Source organism: Novilysobacter erysipheiresistens, from assembly GCF_036663935.1.
GTDB classification, from domain to species: domain Bacteria; phylum Pseudomonadota; class Gammaproteobacteria; order Xanthomonadales; family Xanthomonadaceae; genus Novilysobacter; species Novilysobacter erysipheiresistens.
In genome coordinates this window covers 455691-474767 of the sequence record NZ_JAXGFP010000003.1, presented here as the reverse complement: position 1 = coordinate 474767, position 19077 = coordinate 455691, and the positions used below count along the sequence as shown (strand labels likewise).

The following is a 19077-nucleotide window of genomic DNA, read 5'->3' as shown; positions in this document are numbered from 1 at the left end:
TTGCGCGCCGCGGACACGGATTCCGGCGCTTCTGACTCCGGGGCTGTTTGTCCTACGGGACTCTCCGCCGTTGTAGGAGCGGCTTCAGCCGCGATCGGATCTCCAGGGTCGAGAACTAGCCGCAAGGCACGCCGGCTGCGCCTCGGCTCGTCCGGCATCACGCCGTCGGGTCACATTGGCGGCTGCGGGTGGCAGCGTCGCCCCGGATGGATGTCGCTGCGCCCTTCCATCAGGCTTCCTGCCCTGAGTCAGGGCCGCAGGCCATCCATGGCCTGCTCTCCGCAACACCCACCCGGGGACGCCGCGTCGCGTTTGCAGTGACACGATGCTACGCCAAACGAAGCCACCAAGCCGGGCCGTAACCCCTGTAGGAGCGACGTAAGTCGCGACCCGTACGTCGCTCCAGCCACCCGCATCACCGCACATCGATCACCGCGGCAACGAAGCACCTCCGCCACTCCACGCCGCACGCAGTCGCACCAACCCCTCGTCGAACCCCACCCGCGGCACATACCCGAAATCCCGCCGCGCCGGACCCATGTCGTACCAGTGCGCCGTCACCAGTTGCTCGACCAGGAAGCGCGTCAACGGCGGCTCCCCCTTCAACGGCAGCACCGACCACAGCCCTTCGCACACGGCGCCGATCGCATAAGCGGCACCGAAGGGCAACGTCTTGTCGACCGCCGGTGCCCCCGCCGCGGCGAGCAGGCCATCGAGGGTGTCGCGCATCGTGCGCGGCTCGCCATTGCTGATGAAGTAGGCGCGGCCGGCGCAGGTCGCGCCCGGCCTTAGCGCATCGAACGCATCGAAGTGCGCTTGCGCCGCGTTGTCGATATAGGTGGTGTCGACGAGGTTGTCGCCGTCACCGATCAGCCGCAGCCGGCCGGCGCGCGCGCGTTCGACCAGACGCGGCAGCAACTGGTTGTCGCCGGGACCCCAGATCAATCGCGGGCGCAAGGCGACGGTCGCCAGCGTTGCGTCGTTGGCCGCGAGCACTTCCTTTTCGGCGATGGTCTTGGTGGTCGCATACGGGGCCTTGAAACCTTCACCGTAGGGCACATCGTCGGCGCTGCCGCCCTCGACCGGGCGGGTCGCGCGGTGGGTCACGCTGGGGGTCGAGGTGTAGACCAGTTTGCCGATGCGGTTCGCGCGGCAGGCGTCGAGCACGTGGCGGGTGCCGAGCACGTTGGCGCGGTGGTAGCCCTCAAACGCGCCCCAGGCGCCGGCCTTGGCGGCGTTGTGGAAGATCGCCTCGCAGCCGGTGGCAGCGTGGATGACGACGTCGCGATCGGCGAGGTCACCCTGCATCTGGGCGACGCCGAGCGCATCGAGTGTTGGGTAGTGGCCGCGGTTGAAGCTGACCACCTCGTGCCCGCGCTCGCGCAGGCCGCGGCACAGGGCCTGGCCGAGGAAGCCGCCACCGCCGGTTACCAGGATTCTCATGCGGCCATTCTATGGCGAGGTGAAAGCGTCAACGGCGATTCTCCCCATGTAGGAGCGACGTAAGTCGCGACCCGCCGAATGTTCGCCGCCATGTACAGGTCGCGACTCACGTCGCTCCTACGGCGGAACGAATCACCGACCGGGCAATCATCCGAGCTTTTTGGCGGCCCATGGCGCCAGCTTTTCGCGTCCAATCTTGGCGTTGTGGCGGATATCGACCGGGAAGCGCTTGTGCCTCAGGAAGCGTTCGATGCCGCGCGTGTGCGGATACTGCCGGCCGATCTCGCGCAACTCGTTTTCGATCCGCGGCCAATCGCGACCCGCCACGCCTTCGGTCAGCTCCACGCACAGCACCGGCACTTGCGCACCGCGCTCGCCAACCCCGACCAGCGCAGTGCGCCGCACCTGCGGATGGACGTTGAACACCGGCTCGACCGGCTCGGTGTAAAGCGGTCCACTCGCGCTTTCGACCCGATGCGACTTGCGCCCGCAGAACCACAGACGACCCTCGCCGTCGAGGTAGCCGACATCGCCCATCCGATGGACGACGCGAGTGGCCCGGCGCGCTGTGCTCGTGTGCTCACGCTGGCCCGCTCGCGCGAAAACAGATGACGCTTCTGCGCTGTCCAGCGCTTCTTCGATCTTCGCCAGCCGCGTCTGCGCGTCGCGATTGAAGTAGCTGTCGGTGGCGGTCGGCCCGGCGACGGTGATCTCGCCGACCTCGCCATCGGCGACGCACAGATCGTCGGACCAGCATTCGATCGCCGCGTCGTCGATCCGGATGATCCGCACCACGTTCGGCGCCACCGGGCGGCCGACGCAGGTGCCGGCGCCGCGCTCGGTCGCCGCGCGCGTGGCTTGCAGGTCACGGCCTTCGATCAGTGCGACCGGCAGGCATTCGGTCGCGCCGTACGGCGTCCAGAATTGTGCGTCGTCCGGCAGCAGTCCGCGCAGCGTCGCGACCACCTCGGTCGGCACCGGCGCACCGGCCGACATCACCCGCTTGATCGTCGGCAATGGCTGGCCGTGACGCGTCAACACTGCCATCAGCGCCGGCGAGCCGAACAACTGGTCGACCCCGAACCGCGCGATCGCGTCATGCAACTTGCGCGGATCGGCCGCGGCCGGCCGGGTCGGGTCCATGTCGGGGATCACCGAAGTCACCCCCAACGCAGGGTCGAACAGTGCGAACGGCGGAAACGTCGGCAGGTTGACGCCATCGCCTTCGCGCCCGGACGGGGTGATGCCGAACGCCGCGCCCAGCATCGCCACCTGCGCGACAAAATGTCGATGCCGATAGACAACGCCCTTCGGCACCCCGGTCGAGCCGCTGGTGAACAGGATCGCGGCCACCTCGTCCGGCGCGGTCGCGGCCAGTTGCGCGCCGGCGCCCTGCCCGTCGCGTTCGACCTCGGCCAAGGTCACCTCGCCCGGCCACGCAAGCTTGCCGGTGGTGATGCGGATCCGCGCCGACCGGGCCCAACCCAGCAACCGCCGCGCCACGTGCGCCAACGGGATGCCGATGAAGGCCTGCGGCTGCGCCTCGTCGAGGCATTGCCGCAGCGCGCGCCGGTCGATGCCGGGGTCGACCAGCACCGGCACCGCGCCGGCCTTGAACAGCGCGAACATCAACAGGAAGAACTCCGGCGTCGGCCGCACCATCACCACCGCACGGCTGCCGCGGACCACCCCATGCCGTGCCAGCCCGGCCGCAATCGCATCGCTGCGGGCGTCGAGTTCGGCGTGGGTGAGGGTCAGGTCGTAGCGCGCCATGCCATTGGCGGCGCGCTTGCCGGGGCATCGGATCGCGATCCGGTCGGGGTGCTCGGCGGCCAGTCGCGGCAGCGCCGCGGCGATGTTGCAGGGCTCGGTCATGCTGCCCATTGTCGCCGCTGGCCCCGGAGCGGGCGAGAGCCGCCCCGCTCATGACGCCGGCCGGTTACCGGGCGCCACCCCGGCACTTGCGCCGCGGCGAAAAATCCCGAAAATCCCGCGACCGATCGCGGTTGCCACCCGGCGCCCCGGCTGCCCGAACGCGCCCCGATGCCCCACCCCTGCCTGACCTGCGGTGCCTGCTGCGCCTACTTCCGTGTCAGCTTCCACTGGTCCGAAGCCGACCCCGCGGTCGGCGGCACCGTCCCACCGGAACTGACCGAGCCGTTCGGCCCGCACCGCGTGGTGATGCGCGGCACCTGGGCCGAGAAGCCGCGCTGCATCGCCCTCGACGCCGAGATCGGCGTGCGCGCGCGCTGCGCAATCCACCCGATCAAATCCAGCGTCTGCCGCGAAGTCCCCGCCTCCTGGGAGTTCGGCGAAGCCAGCGAGAAGTGCGACAAGGCCCGCCTCGCCCACGGCCTGCCCGTGCTCACTCCCGCCGACTGGTACGGCGACGACATCGCCGCCTGACGAGCCAGACGGGGCCGTCTGCTTTTGTAGGAGCGGCTTTAGCCGCGATCTGAAATCGGCGCAGGCGATTGATTCCACGATCGCGGCTAAAGCCGCTCCTACAGCCGGCTCCTCAACCCACCGGATTGGCGTCCAGAAACCCCCGGATCGCCGGCACCAGCACCTCGTGCTTGTCTTCCAACACGTAATGCCCCGCATCTTCGAACGCCATCACCTGCGCCCCCGGCAGCGCATCGGTGAATCCCTTCAAGAAGTGCCTGTCGAACACGAAGTCCCGCAGCCCCCAGCCGATGAACACCGGCCGGTCCGCGTACTCCGGCAACCGCCGCCCCGACTCGGCCACCAGCGGCCACGCCGCATCGCCCTCGCCCAGCGGGATGTCCTGCATGAAGCGCAGCGTGCTGATCGCGTTGGCCCAGCCGTTGTACGGCGCGATGTAGCCACGCCGCACATCCGCCGGCAGCGACCGCCGCGTCCCCATCCACGCCGCTCCGCGCGCGAACAGATTGAAGCGCCGGATCAACCAGCCGCCGAGCTTCGAGTCCCGCCCCAGCGACAACCGCCACGGCATCGGCTTGGCCGCGGGCAACGGAAACGCCGCCGTGTTCAACACCACCAGCCGCTTGACCCGGGACATGTGCCGCAACGCCCAGCCAAAGCCGATCATCCCGCCCCAATCGTGCACCGCCAGCGTGACCGGCCCGGTGATGCCGAGGTGGTCGAGCAGCGCCTCCAGGTCATCGACCCGCGACTGCAGCGTGTAGTCGTAGCGCGGTGACGCGTCCGGGACATCGTCGGGCTTGTCCGACAGCCCCATGCCGATGTGGTCGGGCACGATGCAGCGGTAACGATCGCGCAGCCCCAGCACCAGGTGCCGCCAGTAGAAGCTCCATGAGGGGTTGCCGTGCAGCATGACGACGACCTCGCCATCGCGCGGGCCCTCGTCGAGATAGCTCATCGCTATGCCGGGGCGGACCTCAAAGCATTGTGGAGTGAAGGGATAGTCGGGGATTGGCAAGGGCGTCATTACAGATGGACGGGACGGAGACTCGCTCATTGTCACCTTGCTGCCCGGTTGGCGCACGATCGATGGCGCGGCAAGCTACACGGCCGAGAGAAAAATCCACCGGCATGCAAACCAACTGACGCACCACTTGGCTGTCGCAAACCCGGGCCGGATGAAACCACCAACGCTCAGCCGCTCTATCGCCCCGTCGTCCACGTCGCGGCGGTAGAAAAATATCCGGCCGAGGTCACCGAGTACGCCTCAATGCAAACGCGGTCATGAGCCGCGCTCCAGCCATGCGCCGACCGTCATGAGCAGGAACATGCCGCCGTAGATCAGGGTCGAAAACGCCGCCGCGGCCAGCCAGCGGCGCCTCAGGTGTGGCAGCCGGCCTTCCCATGCCTGCCTCTCCTCGTCCGTTGGCGGGCGCGTCCGGTACGGGTTGTCGCCCTGCCAGTCCATCGCTTCGCGCAGCTCGGGCGGATATGCCGGCCGCGGGGCGGTGCGTTGCACCCACAACGCGCAGCGCTCGGTCCAGTAGCTCACGCCACCCCAGAACCAGGTGTAGATCTTGTTGAGCAAGCCGGGCTTCAACCGATGGTGCGCATCCACCAAGTCCTGCAGCAGCAGTCTGTCCATGCGCGCGTGGTCGGCGCGCGGGTCGCGCAGCGGCGGCATGGGGTCGACCGGCGGCAGCGCCTCGTGCGCGCCGTCCATGTAGGTGCGGATGAACTCCCACACCTCTTCCGGGCGCTCGGCCGGGAACAGCAGCGGCGCCGGGTTGACCTGATCAGCGATCCGGCGGGTGCCCGGCACCAGCTTGGCCAGTCCCAGGATAAAGAATGTCGCCGACCCGGCGGTGGTGACGATGGCCGAGCGGAACACCGCCGGGCGCAGCTCGTCGTAGTCGAGCACCATCCAGCCACGCTTGCGGTCCACCCAGCAATAGAACTTGCGCAAGGTGCGGCTGAGGATGACAGGCGGCGCCAGTGGCATGCGGGCGGAGCGGTAGGCCCAGATTCCGAAGCTCAACCCTATAACCCAAGTGCCGCCATAGATAATAAATTCAGCAACGCCAAAGCTTTTGCCGCTAATGAAGGACGTTAATGTGTCTGGTCCGAACAAGAATACAAACAGAAGAAAGAACCACAATCCATAAAACACCCCCATCCCGCGATCGGACACGCTGGCATGGGGAACAAACTCGAGGTAGGCGGGATTGATCTCCTGCACCGCGCCGTGCGCCTTGGGCGGCAACTCGGCCGGCTGCGCGCCGCGACGCAGCAGCAAGCCCCAGCCGCCGCCCTGTTCGGGCAGCTCTTTCATGCCCAGCAGCAGGTCGCGCGCCGCCTTGCTGGCGCTGCGGCTCATCGGCGTGCCACCGGGAAGCGCAACAGGGTCTCCAGCTCGGGCAACCGGTGCCGGTCCGGCTTGTAGAGCAGTTCCATGCCGAAATCGTCTACATCCACGTACTGCTCTCCTTCACCGAACAGGTCTTGCAGGAAGTTCATCAGGCCCACCGCGGAGCCGCCGCTCCCCAGCCGGCCGGTGAGGCACGCAGCGCCGCTGGGGTCCACCTTGATGGTCGGCTTGCCGCTGCCGCCGGTCAGGTTGACCCGCTCGCGGAAGCGCTGTTCCTCCGGCGCGCCATCCTCGCAGCGGAAGCTCGACACTTCCACCCGCTTCCCATCGACGTAGCCGTAGAACGTGACCGCCAGCGAGGTGCCTTCGGCATACCGCGGCAGGGCGATGGTGTAGGCGGACACGTCCGCCCCGGTGCTCGCGCTCATGCTGTTGAACATGGCCTGCGCCACCAGGGTGATGCGCTGCAGCTGGTACAGCTCGTCATTGAGGCTGGCGAACGACGGCACGGCCTTGGTCTTGCGATCGACGAACGGGTTGTTCTCGAGATAGTCCCCGCTGATGCGCGCGCGCTTGCCGAACACACCGTTGTCGAGCCAGTACTCGACCGGACTGAGCTCGCTGTCGTCGGTCCCGAACGCCTGGATGGCGCAGTAGATCGCCAGCCCCAGGAAGGCAATGGCCAGCAGCACCCAGCCCACCGGCCCCATCGTGATGCCGAGGACCGTGGCCGTGCCGGCGCCACCGGCCGCTGCCGAAACGCCTGCTGCGGCAAGGCCAAATCCTGCGACGCTACCGGCGATCGTTGCCGCGCCTGAGCCAAATGACCACAGGGCAGAGTCGCGATCCGTATTCCCTAATTTCTTCCATGCTTGCAATATTGAGTAAACCCCATCCGCTACCCCCGCCCACATCCCCAACTTCGCGGCGGCCTTCATCAACGCGATACGTCCCGCTGTCGCCTGCGCACTGCGCAACGCCTGTGCGGCCACCACGAGTTCCAACCCGGCGCCGGAAGCCGCCAGCACGGCACCGACCAGTTTGACGCCCTCCCCCAGGTCGCCCTTGCCCTGCTTGAACTTGAGCAGCGAGGTGTAGAACCCGTGTGCCTGGAACACGAGGGCCACGGAGTTGAGCATCCCGTCGGCGTGCAGCGAGACTCGGTTGAGGTGATTGCGCAGCACGGGGTTGTCCGGCACCACGCGGGAAGGGATGGTGGTGTCGATCTCGCTGAGCCCAAACGCACCGAGCGCGCCGGCGTTGAAGGTGACACCGGTTTCCACCTTGTTGACGACCCAGAACACCACCGACGCGGTTTCGGCCTGGCTGCCTGGCGCGGCATACAGCACGGCACCGTTCACCGACTGCGACAGGTTCCAGCCGCCGCTCCTCAGGTTGCCACGGGTACGCATGTACTCCGTGCCGGTGAGCATCGGACCCATGCTGACCGCCGCGCGCGGGTCGACGCGCACCGGGCCGGTCATGACTTCCATGATCCACTCCTGGATCTTTGCCCAGGTGCCACGCACCACCACCGGCTGCGGCACCAGGTCGTCACGCACCAGTCCGGCAATCGTGATCTTGCGCAGCAAACGGTGGTATCGCTCGGGGTCGGTTTGCAGCAGGCGCGCCATCGCATTTGAGGCGCTTTCGACCAGCGCGCTGGTGGCGGCGTTGGCGGCACGATCCGCACGGATCTGCAAACGCAGCTTGTTCACCGACTCGATGGCACCCATGCGGCCATCGCTTCCGACCAGCAGTTCCGCGGCCAGAACCTTGGCGTTTTTCACCGCATCCAGCTTCTTGCCAAAATCCGGCGCTGCAGCCTGCATCAGCTCCTGCATGCCCTGGTTCTGAGCCGACAGCGCCCGGCTCAGCCAGTTGTCGGGGTCGGTATCGCTCAACGCCAACACCGGGTACCAGACCTTCTCGCGCTCGTCTTTGCACAGGCCCGAGCCGGTCACGCACCAGGCCACCATTTGCTCGTGATCGAGCGCGCTGGCAGCGCTGCCGGGATCAAAGTCGAAACGCTGGATGTTGTTCCAGCGTGGGGACTCCTTTACCACCACGTAGTCCTGGCTGATCTGCTCGGCCCGGGCCAACAGGGACTTGAGTTCGGTGGACTCCGCGCGTGCCTGACTCCAAGCCCCCTCGTCGATGTGCCGCAGATAACGCTCAGGCCCGTAATTGGAGTTCCACCAGGGGCCAGGGTTGGCCTCGGCGCTGGCACGGATGCCTTCGATCACATCGGCCACCACGCGGCGTCGGGCGCGGTCGGGGTCACCCATGCCGGAGGTGATGGCGGCGTTGCCGGCAGCTTGGTTGCGCGAGAAATTGAGTTGTGCGGTGACGCCGACGGCGTCGTCCATCAGCAGCACAATGCCGGTCTTGCCTTCGGTCGACTCGGAGGCCTTGGCCATCAGCTTGGCAAGGTCAGCTGCCGGCGAGGCCGTAGCCATCAGCTGCGACACGACGCCTGTCCTGAGGAGGGCGCCCGTCGCAACGATGTTTGCGCTGGGGCCGACGCCACGGTCACGCAGCGGCTCCAACTGCTGCTGGTTGATGGCGTTGCGCGTCTCTCCCATTGAATAGTCGGCCACGTGCTTGCCGAGGTCGGCGGACATCGAGCGCGCGTGCGACACCGTCTGCCCCCTGCCGACGTCGTTCTTGGCCGCCGCCGCCACATCCAGGCTCCACATCCGCCGGTCGCGGATGCCTTCCTGGTTGGCGAGGTAGTCCTCCAGCACCTTCCGTGACCAACGATAGCGACTGAAGGCCACCTGCACCTTCGGTGTATTGACCGGATCAAGTACGAAGAACTGAAGCGCGAGGTTGTTGTGCTCCTTGCGCTCACATACGCCGGGGGTGTCCAGTGGCGCGACGCTCGCCGGGTCCGGCAGCAGGTCCGCTACCGGCATCTCGCGCAGAAGGCCCGATCCGTCGACGAGGTATCCCTTGTGCCAGTTGTTCTTGCCGTTGTCGAAGATATAGATGTATCCCGCGGGCGGCGTGCGCATGTAGTACCAATGCGAGGTGAGATCCGTCGCGGCCAGCCCGTTGCTCAACGACTCCATTTCGTTGCCGGCCAAGGGGTCGTGGGGCTGCGTGAACATCGGCCCAAACTGGTTCTGGGTCAGAATGCTGTTGGGAAGAATGCCGGAAACAACAGGAAGAATCGCCAGTCCCTGCTTGACGCAATTGGGGCATTTGCTGCCTGCGGCGTCCGTCGTTCCCTGTGCAACGCGCTGTCTTACGTCGGCAATACCAGTATCCGCCATGAATTTGTCTCCTTTCAAATCGTCTTGGCAGGCGCGTGTGGGCGTGACTGGGAACGGTTGCCACGCCAGTCATAGCCGTCGAACTGTTCCAATGCCGTCATCACTGACGCGCCTTTCCGAGTCGCCTGCTGCATGGCTTCGGCAACCTCTGCTCTTTGGTCGAACCCGTCACCGCCAAGTACGCAGTACACGCCGTACATCACGCGATCACGTTCGCTACGCAAATCCCAGCGCAGACTTCCTCGCTGGATGGAACGGGCGAGCTCACACGAATCAATCGTCGACAGGTCGTGCTCAGTATCTTTCAGGACGTCCAGAACCCGGTTGACAATGGCGGCTTCGGACAGGAGCTTGAGTTGAGTGGTATCTAGCCAGTCGCGGCTTGCCCCTTCGCTGCCGCCCGTCCCGCCATCGGAGCCGACCAGATCGCGCAATCGAGCGTCCCGACCCAACCAACACATCCGTTCAACCCGACGCAGCAGACGCACACGCTGTCCGGGCGTCAACAACGTTGCCAGCATGTCCATCACCCGGGGATCCCAGAAACGAAGCAAGCGAGGCCCGCCGCTACCGGAAAGGACTGCATGAGATGCAAGGTGGGATGCCAGGACTGGGTTCGGCATGGCGGACTGCAGCCAGCCGCAAACGGTTCGGGCGTGTGGCGCACCCTGCGAAACGCCTACCACTTCGGCAATGGCCGCCGACACAGATCTTTCGATCGCTTCATCGCGGCCAAAGTCGCCCAGGCGCAACAAATACGGGCGATGCTCTGCTTTCAACTCACGGTAGCGAATTGGAAGCGATGTTCGCTCATCGTAGGTCGGTAGGCCGCGGAACGTATCGCCGAGCGTCGGATCGACCAGGACGTATAGCTCAAGATGCGGTGCCGCCACGGCAGCCGCGAGCAACTGCTCACGCAAGTGCAAGACTAATACTGACAAGTTGTCAGACAAGCGCTGCACCCTTCTGGGCAGCTACCTGCATCTTGTAGTCGCAGCCCTTGTAATTGCCCTTCGCCAACACCGGCGCCTTCCCGCTCGCGCTCTTCTGCGTCGTCCACTCCTTCTTGGCCGCCTTGAACTCAATCGTCCCCGGCGCGCCCAACTCGATATTGCCGCCTTCCAACTTGATGTAGCCACCGCCGGCAGTCGCCAGCAAATGCTTGTTGGGCGCGGCCAGCTGCACGTCGGCGGTGGTGCTGGCCAGCGTCACGCTGACCTGCGCGGCAACGCTGGCGGTGGCGCTCGGCGCCCTCGCGCTGACCACGCCTTGCGCGGCATGCAGGGCGATGCCGGTCTCCTGATTCGGCTTGCCGGCCGGCGCTTTGCTGCCGTGGGCGCACAAGGCGATGCCGTTGGAAGCGGCGATCACGCTGCCACCTTGGCTCAGCCACTGCAGGTCCTTGTCGGCACTCAGCGTGGCCTGGGTGCCGGAGACCCAGACCTGGTCGGCCGGGGTGACGCTGACGATGCCATCGGTGCCGCTGGCCAGCAGGACCGGGGCTGACCACGCGGGGGCTTCGCCGGCGCCACCGCCGATGCCGTTGCCCGGGATGCTGCCGGTGCCGCTGGCGTTGAGGCTGGCTTGCACGATCTTGAGGGCTTGTTGTGCTGGCAGTTCCTTGACTTCGTACGGCAGGTCGGCGCCCTGTACCTTGGCCACCTCCGTCAGGCTGGCCAGCAGTTGCTCGCCCTGCGCGAGTTGCGCTTGGGCGCCGCCGGCGTCGAGCTGCCGGTGGCCACGCTCGGTGGACAGCAGCAGGCCGGCGCCGGCGCGGATCGCGCCGCTGGCGGCGGTCGACAGTTCGGCGCCGAAGCCGCGCTCGTCGCCACGGACGTTGTCACGGCCGGCCTTGAGGTGGCCCAGGGTCAGCGTGCTTTCGTGCTGGGTGGTGCTGGCCTGGGCGCGGCCCTGGCCGGGGGTGTCGTCCAGTCGCAGCTGTTGGTAGCCGCCGCATCCGCCCTGGCTGGACGCCAGCGCTTGCGATTTGAACCCGGTAAAGATCGCGTTGTGGGCATTACCGTCGAACCACGCCGGAGCATTGCCGGTGGCGCCGGCGTTGCCACCGGGAAACTGGTTGTGCGCGGCGTCGATCTGGCCGACGCCGTTGTAGACGCTGCCGGTGACCACCGGGCGATCGATGTCGCCTTCCAGGAACGCGACCACCACCTCCTGGCCCTTGCGCGGTAGCAGCACGCTGCCCCAGTTGTCGCCGGCCCACGCAGCGGCGACCCGCACCCAGGTCCAGGCGTCGTCGTTGCCAGGGGCGTTGTCCTCGCCGGTCGGATGCGGCAGGCGGTGGCTGGCGTTGTTGCCGCGCTGCCACGGGAACTGCACCTTGATGCGGTGGTCACGATCGGTTTGCAGCGGCGCCCCGTCGGTGACAACGATCGCGGTCTGGGTGCCGGCGACGGTCGGCTTGGGATGCAGGCGCAGGCCGTGGCCGTCGATGGTTTGGGCACGGAAGGGGGCGGCGGCGGGGAGTGCACTGAAGGTGTTCTGGTAGAAGTCGACCGCCGCGGCAGTGGAGTCGACTTGGCGCGTGCCCTCGTCCCGGTCTCCTCCCGCGGGGCGGGAGAGTGAGTCGAGCGCCGCCGGGAGCACCGGCACAGGCAACTGGACGAGACCCAATCGCTGCTCGACCACCGCGAGTATCTCGGCGCCGAGGTTGTTGCGAGCGTGATGCTGCAGGCGGAGACAGTAAAACTGGTTGCTCGCCTCGCCGTCGGCATTGACACCGTAAGCGGGGTGCTGGGTCAGGGCGAAGCGGCCGCCGACCTGCAACTGGCGCCAGCTACCAGCACCGTCGATGCTGCCGCGGGCGACCTGCAGCGCTTCCAGTTGCTGGCGGGCGAAGCGCTCGCCGGTGGCGCGGTCGGGCCAGGCGTAGGGGCCGGCGGTGTCGGCATCGGTGGCGATGACGACGCCGGGCGCATCGGCGTCGACCTCGGTGGCGCGAGTATCGAGCTGGCGATAGTCCCAGCTGACGCGCTGCAGGCGGCCGGTCTGCCAGCGCCGGGTCGCGGCGAAGTGCTGGATGCTGTCGTCGCGCTCGGTGGCGTCGCTGCGGTGGAACCGCACCGCGCCGAGGTCGGCGAACGCGTCGTTGTGGTCGGCCAGCACCAGGGTGTGGCGGCCGAGGCTGTCGCCGCTGGGGTCACCGGCGTGTTCGAACCAGTAGAACAGGCCTTCGTCGGCGAGCAGGCGCTCGATGAAGGCCAGGTCGGACTCCTGATATTGGGTGGTCAGGCTGCGCTTGCGGTACGCCGCCGGGTCCTTGAGGTCGCAGCGCCACGCCGGGGCCAGCCGGCCCTGGTCAGCGTAGTCGGCGAACACCGACTCGACGATCTCGACCACGCTCATGTCCTGGAACACATAGCTGTCGACGCGGTCGCGCAGCAGCGCCAGCCACGGCTCGATCACCAGCCGATAGCGCGCCAGCCCGCCGTTGCTGCCGAGCCGCTCGAACGTGGTGACGTGGCCGTGCAGCGGGCGTGGGGTGTCGAACGCGGTCGCGGTCTGCAACTGCAGCAGCACCGGCTGGCCGAGCAGCGCGGCGAGGTCGAGGTGGGCATCGACCGACAGCGCAGTCAGTTGCAGCCGGAAGCCGGCGGTGCCATCGATCGCCGGTGCCAGCGCCTCGACGCCGTCAAGGCTCTCGGCGACCAATACATCCGGGCCGAGCGCGGTGTGCAGCTGCAGCAGGCGGCCGAACTGCTTCGGCCCGCCGGCCAGGGTACTGAGGACTGTGGCGAGGACATCCATGGCGTTCGCCTCCTTGCGATATCGCGGGGCCGCCGCGCGGGCGGCCCACACGTCCATGTGGGTGGATCATTCGTCGTGCAGATGATACCTGCGACCGGTCACCGAAAGGGGGCCGTCGGATCAGCCGATCCGGTACTTGAACGCGCCCTTCTTGTCGGCGCCGACCTTGATCGTCTCGATCCTGTCGCCTTCGGCCATCTTCGCCAGCACCGACTCGGCGATCTCCGGCAACAGGGTGCCGTTGAGGATGTGGTCGACGGCGCGGGCGCCGGAGTCGACCTCGGTGCAGCGCGCTAGCACCGCCTCGACCAGGCTGGCTTCCCACTCGAACGCGGCCTTGTGGTTGGCGGCCACGCGCTCGCGGATGCGGCCGAGCTTGAGCTCGATGATGCTGGCCAGCACGTCGTCGCTGATCGGGTAGTACGGCACCACCTTCATGCGGCCGAGGAAGGCCGGCTTGAACGACTTCATCAGCACCGGGCGCAGGGCTTCGGCCAGCGCGTCGGCGGCGGGCAATTCCGCGGCCGGCTTGTTGAGGCAGGCCTGCATTATCTGGCTGGAGCCGATGTTGCTGGTGAGGATGATCAGGGTGTTGCGGAAGTCGATCTCGCGACCTTCGGCATCGTCCATCTGGCCCTTGTCGAACACCTGGAAGAACATTTCCAGAACGTCCGGGTGGGCCTTCTCGACCTCGTCCAGCAGCACCACCGAGTACGGGTTGCGGCGCACCACCTCGGTCAGCACCCCGCCCTCGCCGTAGCCGACGTAGCCCGGCGGCGAGCCCTTGAGGCCGGACACGCTGTGCGCCTCCTGGTACTCGCTCATGTTGATGGTGACCAGCTTGCGCTCGCCGCCGTAGAGGAGGTCGGCCAGCGCCAGCGCAGTCTCGGTCTTGCCGACGCCGGAGGGGCCGACGAACATGAAGACGCCGCGCGGTTTGTTCGGATCCTCGAGCTTGGCGCTCGCGGTGCACACGCGTTGGGCGACGGCGTCGAGGGCGTGGTCCTGGCCGATCACGCGTTCGGCCAGCAGCGGGCTGAGGTTGCGCACGGTGCGGATCTCGTCCTTGACCATGCGGCCGAGCGGGACGCCGGTCCAGGCGCTGACGATCTCGGCGACGACGCCGCCGTCGACCTGCAGCGGCACCATCGGGGTCTCGCCCTGCAGCGCGCGCAGTTCGGCGAGCAGCAGGTCGAGTTCGGCGAGTTTGGGGCTGAGGGTCTTGGCGGCTTTCTTGTTCGATTGGGACTTGGCGGCCTTCGGCTTGGTGGCGACCGCGACATCGGCCTCGCCGGGTTCGGGCTGGCTCTCGTCCGCCTCGGCAGACGCCGAAACCAGTGCGTCGGCTTCGAGGCCGGCGCGCAGGGTCTGGATCTTCTGCGCGATTTCGGTTTCGGTCTTGAGCCGCTTTTCATTATCGACCAGCACCTGCCGCGCCTGCGCCTGCTGCGCGGCCAGCTCGATCAGGCGCTCGTCGTGGTCGTGGCCGCCGGCGGTTTCGCGCTTGAGCGCGGCGAGCTCGGCGTCGAGGCGGTCGAGGTGCTTGCGGGTGTCCTCGATGATCGCCGGGGTCGCACTCTGGCCGAGTGCCACTTTCGCGCAGGCGGTGTCGAGCACGCTGACCGCCTTGTCGGGCAGCTGGCGGCCACTGATGTAGCGGTGCGACAGCCGCACGGCTTCGGTGATCGCCTCGTCCAGCACACGGATGCCGAAGTGTTTCTCCATCAGCGGCACCATGCCGCGCAGCATCGCCGCGCACAGTACCTCGCTGGGCTCCTCGACCTTGACCACCTGGAAGCGCCGCGCCAGCGCAGCGTCCTTCTCGAAGTACTTTTTGTATTCCGCCCAGGTGGTCGCGGCGATCGTGCGCAGCTCGCCGCGCGCCAGTGCCGGCTTGAGCAGGTTGGCGGCGTCGTTCTGGCCGGCCTGGCCACCGGCGCCGATCATCGTGTGGGCCTCGTCGATGAACAGCACGATCGGGTGCGGGCTCTTCTTGACCTCGTCGATCACGCCCTTGAGGCGGTTCTCGAACTCGCCCTTGACGCTGGCGCCGGCCTGCAGAAGGCCCATGTCGAGAGTATGCAGCTCGACCCCGCGAAGCACCTCGGGCACGTCGCCGGCGGCGATCCGCAGGGCCAGGCCTTCGACCACCGCGGTCTTGCCGACGCCGGCCTCGCCGGTGAGGATCGGGTTGTTCTGGCGCCGACGCAGCAGGATGTCGACCATCTGCCGGATCTCGGCGTCGCGGCCGATCACCGGGTCGAGGTGGCCATCGCGGGCGCGTCCGGTCAGGTTGGTGGTGTACTGGTCGAGCGCAGGGGTTTTCGACAGGCCGGGGTCGACGGCCTGCGCGGCGTCATCGCCTTCGGCCGGCGCATCGGCATCGGCGAAACGCACGTTGCCGCCCTCGCTGGAGCCGTCGGTGAGTTTGGCGAAGTTGTGCTTGAGTTCGTCGCGCTTGATCTTCACGAACTGCGCCGAGCCGCGGTACGCCAACTGCGCCAGCCCCGGCTCGGTCAGCAGCGCCAGCAGCAGGTGGCCGCTGCGGATGCGGGTGGTCTGGCTGTCCAGCGAGGCCAGCAGCCAGGCATGCTCGAACAGGGTCGGCAGGTGCGGCGAGAACACCGGAGTGCGGGTGTTGCCGGCCTTGAAGCGGCCGATCTCGCTTTCAAGATCCTTGCGCAGGCTGTCGAGGCTGATTCCGCTGCGCTGGGCGATCAGGGCGACGTCGCCCTTGGGGTTTTCCAGCAGCGCAAGGAACAGGTGCTCGAGGTCGACCTCGTAGTTGCCACGCGCCAGGCACAGGTTGGCGGCGCGTTCGGCGGCCTGGCGGCACGGGTCGTTGAGTTTACCGATCAGGGTCTTGAGGTTGATGCTCATGCGTTGCGTTCCATGCGTTGCTGAAAGAGGGACTATTGCAGGGTGTGGATGCCGTAGCGGGTGTCCGAGCGCGACTCGGTCGGCGGCCGCGAGCAGACGAAGCTGTCGAAGCCGAGTCGCGCCCCGCTGTCCTTGCTGAGGCCGACACCGCGCACGTGCTCGGGCTTCAGGCTCAGGCAGACCTCGTACTCCAGGCACGAGCCGGTCAGCAGGGTCAGCCATTTCGCCAAGCCCTTGGCGGCGCGCCCACCGGGCAGGAAATCGTCGAACTGGGCGCGGTCGAGCGGGCCGACCCACAGGCGCATGCGCAGGTCGCGTTGCCACACCCGTTCGCCGGCCAGCGCGGTGCTGCCAAGCGCGGCGTTGCCCATGCCGAGCCGGGTACGCTGCGACTCGGGCACCGGGTACCACGCACCGACGAACTGCTCGACTCGCAGCGGCACCGCGAAGTAGTCGCGCAGGATCTGCTGCAACATCCGCGCCGACACCGGGTGCTGGCGGATCGCGCCGGCGTAATGCGCGACCGCCTGGTCGAATACATCGCCATCGCCGTCGTGCATGCGCCCGCGCAGGCTCTTCATGCCGAGGCCCGACAGCGACAGCACCAGCGGCATGAAGCGCTCGTTGCTGTCGAGTTCGTACTGCAGGGCGAGCCGGTGCTTCTTCCACGCGGCGTAGTGCAGCGCCACCGCGCGGTTGCTGAAGATGTCGAGGAACGCGCGCGCGGTGCGGTCGCGCTGGTACAGCTCGCGACTGGCGATGGTCTCGGTGTAGTGCAACGGCAGCACGCCGTGGCTGCCGAGCAGGCCCATGAAGGCCGGAGTCAGCCGGACTTCGCCGAGATCCTCCATCGTCACCGCGTGTTCGACCGCGCTGTCGCGATCGAGTGCGGTGCCGTCGCTGGAGAACGCCTGCGCCGATTCGATCTCGCTGGCCGGGAAGCCCAGCGACATCGAGGTGCCGAATCGCAGCCGCTGCGGCACCACGTCGACCGGCTTGACGCCCTGCCTGACGAACAGCCGCTCGAGGATCCGCAGCGCCTGGAAGAACTCGAAGCGATGCGGCCTGGCGAGCAGCTGCTGCGCTACACCAGGATCGATTCGCCGCTGCGGGGTTCGCATCGGATCAGTTCCTCGCCATGCTCGGACGACAGCAGGGTCAGTTGGGTGAAGCTGTTGGCGTGCACATACAGGCCGAAGAAGTGGTCGAGCACGCGTGCGAACGCGGCGATGCCGTGGCCGACGAACGCGGCCTCGTCGATGGTCAGGCGGATCTCGATGCCGCGGACCACGCTGGCGAAGTGCTTGCCCGGCAGCCAGGCGCTGGTCGGGCGGTGCTCGAGCGCGACGATGCCCTCGATCTGCCGGCCCGACACCGACGAACGGGCGATGTCGTACAGCCGCAGCATCTCCTTTAACGCCGGCAGGCCGCTCTGGGTCAACGACAGGTGGTTGAGTGCCAGGTGCGAGATCAGTCGCCATTGCGCGCCGCGGCCGCGTTCGAAACGCAACGGCCGGGTCGGCTTGCGCAGCAGCGCGATCGAGCGGGCGACGCCACCGCCTTCCATCGTCAGGTCGCCGCCCTGTACGCCATAGGCGAGGTGGCTCGGCAGGTCGCGATTGCTGCAGGTCAGTTCCAGGCTGACCACGTCGGTCTGCGGCTGCACCGGGTTGAAGTCGAGGTCGACGAACGACAACTCGGTCTCGTAGCCGGGGCTACTGCGCGCGACCCGTTCGTCGCGGTGGGCCAACCAGTAGTGGCCGGTGGCGTCGGGGGTTTCGCCGTGGTGCAGGGAGTAGAACGGGCGGAACTCGGTGATCTTCTCGCCCTGCGGGGTCTGCCGCACGCGCTTGACCGAGTCGATCGAGACCACCTCGTAGGCGAATGCGCGACGGGCGTCGGCGACCACCGGGTAGCTGGTGCTGCGGTGGCTGACCCGGATCGGCTCACCGTGCTGGGCGAACAGGTTGACGACCGGCGTGCAGCCGAGCTGGATGTTGTCGCGGCCAAGCGACTCCAGGGTTCGCGAGGCCGGATGGTCGGCCGGCTGCGCCGCGAGCACCAGGTGCACGGTGAAGCTGCCGCCCGCGTGACCGCGCAGCGCCGTGAGGTCAAGGTCGAAGAAGCCGAATTTTTCCGGGAACGCGAACAGCTCGGTCAACAGACGATAGGCCGGGTGCGAGCGCTCCGGGAAATCGATCAACGCCTCTTCGTCGGCGAATCCGACCTGGCGCAACGGCGATTTCAGCAGCGCGATCCAGCGGCCGCTGCCGGCCGGCTCCAGGTAGGCGGCGCGCACGCCGAACCCGAGGGTGTCGCGCAATGCCGCGCAGAATGACGGCTCGCCATCGGTGAACAGGCGCAGGCGGTCCAGGCCCAGCGCGGCGAGGGTTTGCTGCTCGCCGATGAGCTCGAACGACAGCGAGACCTGGCCGCCGCTGCCGGGCGGCAGGCTGGTCGCCAACGGCGCTTCGGCGATGGACCGATACCGCGCCTCGCGCACCTTGATCGGCGCCAGGGTGACGTCGAACGCGCTGCGGAAGCGGCAGCTGACCCCGCGCACGCTGCGCGAATGCAGCAGGGTGTCGCGCTCGATGGTCACCGGCGCGCTGAGCTGGGCCAGCGCCGGGCCCATGTCGAAGCGAGCGATCGAACACGACGGGAACGGCCGCAGGTAATGCGGGTACATCACCTCCAGCAGCGCCTCGGTGAATTCCGGGTAGTCGTCCTCGATCTTCTTGTTGGTACGCGCGCTGAGCAGTGCGAACGATTCGATCAGCCGTTCGACGTGCGGGTCCTGGCTGTCGTCGCCCGACAGCAGCAGGCGCCCGGCAATCTTCGGATAGCGCTCGGCGAACTCCTTGCCATAGCGACGCAGGAAGCCGAGTTCGCGCTCGTAGTACGGCAGCAGGTCTTCCATCTCAGGCGCTCATCGTC

11 protein-coding genes are annotated in these 19077 nt (G+C 67.4%); 1 reads left to right on the top strand and 10 read right to left on the bottom strand.

All coding sequences use genetic code 11. The annotated features are described in order from the left end of the window. Nucleotides 1–429: 429 nt before the first annotated feature. Together oleD and oleC are read right to left on the bottom strand one after the other, a co-directional pair. On the bottom strand, nt 430–1443 hold the full coding sequence (gene oleD / locus SNE34_RS08175; protein ID WP_332616453.1) for a 2-alkyl-3-oxoalkanoate reductase: 1014 nt from the start codon (nt 1441–1443) through the stop codon (nt 430–432). 147 nt (nt 1444–1590) lie between these two features. Beyond that, nucleotides 1591–3318, bottom strand: a complete 1728-nt coding sequence (gene oleC, locus SNE34_RS08170; protein ID WP_332616451.1) for an olefin beta-lactone synthetase — start codon at nt 3316–3318, stop codon at nt 1591–1593. A gap of 168 nt (nt 3319–3486) precedes the next feature. Here oleC and SNE34_RS08165 point away from each other — a divergent pair, with 168 nt between their 5' ends. Beyond that, nucleotides 3487–3849: a YkgJ family cysteine cluster protein gene (locus tag SNE34_RS08165; protein ID WP_332616449.1), complete on the top strand. Its 363-nt coding sequence runs from the start codon at nt 3487–3489 to the stop codon at nt 3847–3849. Nucleotides 3850–3961: 112 nt separating this feature from the next. Here the strand turns inward: SNE34_RS08165 and SNE34_RS08160 are convergent, their stop codons facing one another. From SNE34_RS08160 to tssF, 8 genes are all read right to left on the bottom strand, one after another. Then, nucleotides 3962–4867 carry an alpha/beta fold hydrolase gene (locus SNE34_RS08160; protein ID WP_332616524.1) on the bottom strand — a complete coding sequence of 302 codons (906 nt, stop codon included), beginning with the start codon at nt 4865–4867 and terminating at the stop codon, nt 3962–3964. 264 nt (nt 4868–5131) lie between these two features. Continuing rightward, nucleotides 5132–6226, bottom strand: coding sequence for a hypothetical protein (locus SNE34_RS08155; RefSeq protein WP_332616447.1), 1095 nt, complete (start codon nt 6224–6226; stop codon nt 5132–5134). Further along, nucleotides 6223–9495: a toxin VasX gene (locus SNE34_RS08150; protein WP_332616445.1), complete on the bottom strand. Its 3273-nt coding sequence runs from the start codon at nt 9493–9495 to the stop codon at nt 6223–6225. Before SNE34_RS08150 ends, SNE34_RS08155 begins: the two co-directional genes overlap by 4 nt. A gap of 14 nt (nt 9496–9509) precedes the next feature. After that, the gene (locus SNE34_RS08145; RefSeq protein ID WP_332616443.1) at nt 9510–10448 is read right to left on the bottom strand and encodes a DUF4123 domain-containing protein; all 939 of its coding nucleotides are present in this window, start codon (nt 10446–10448) and stop codon (nt 9510–9512) included. Further along, nucleotides 10441–13260, bottom strand: a complete 2820-nt coding sequence (locus SNE34_RS08140; protein WP_332616441.1) for a type VI secretion system Vgr family protein — start codon at nt 13258–13260, stop codon at nt 10441–10443. Before SNE34_RS08140 ends, SNE34_RS08145 begins: the two co-directional genes overlap by 8 nt. Before the next feature lie 120 nt (nt 13261–13380). Beyond that, nucleotides 13381–16140: a type VI secretion system ATPase TssH gene (tssH, locus tag SNE34_RS08135; protein WP_332616439.1), complete on the bottom strand. Its 2760-nt coding sequence runs from the start codon at nt 16138–16140 to the stop codon at nt 13381–13383. Between the two features lie 32 nt (nt 16141–16172). Next, nucleotides 16173–17261 (bottom strand): type VI secretion system baseplate subunit TssG, encoded by a 1089-nt coding sequence (tssG, locus tag SNE34_RS08130; protein ID WP_332616437.1) that lies wholly within the window; start codon nt 17259–17261, stop codon nt 16173–16175. Then, the gene (tssF, locus tag SNE34_RS08125) at nt 17225–19060 is read right to left on the bottom strand and encodes a type VI secretion system baseplate subunit TssF (protein ID WP_332616435.1); all 1836 of its coding nucleotides are present in this window, start codon (nt 19058–19060) and stop codon (nt 17225–17227) included. The genes tssG and tssF overlap by 37 nt, the downstream gene beginning before the upstream one ends. Between the last annotated feature and the right edge of the window lie 17 nt (nt 19061–19077).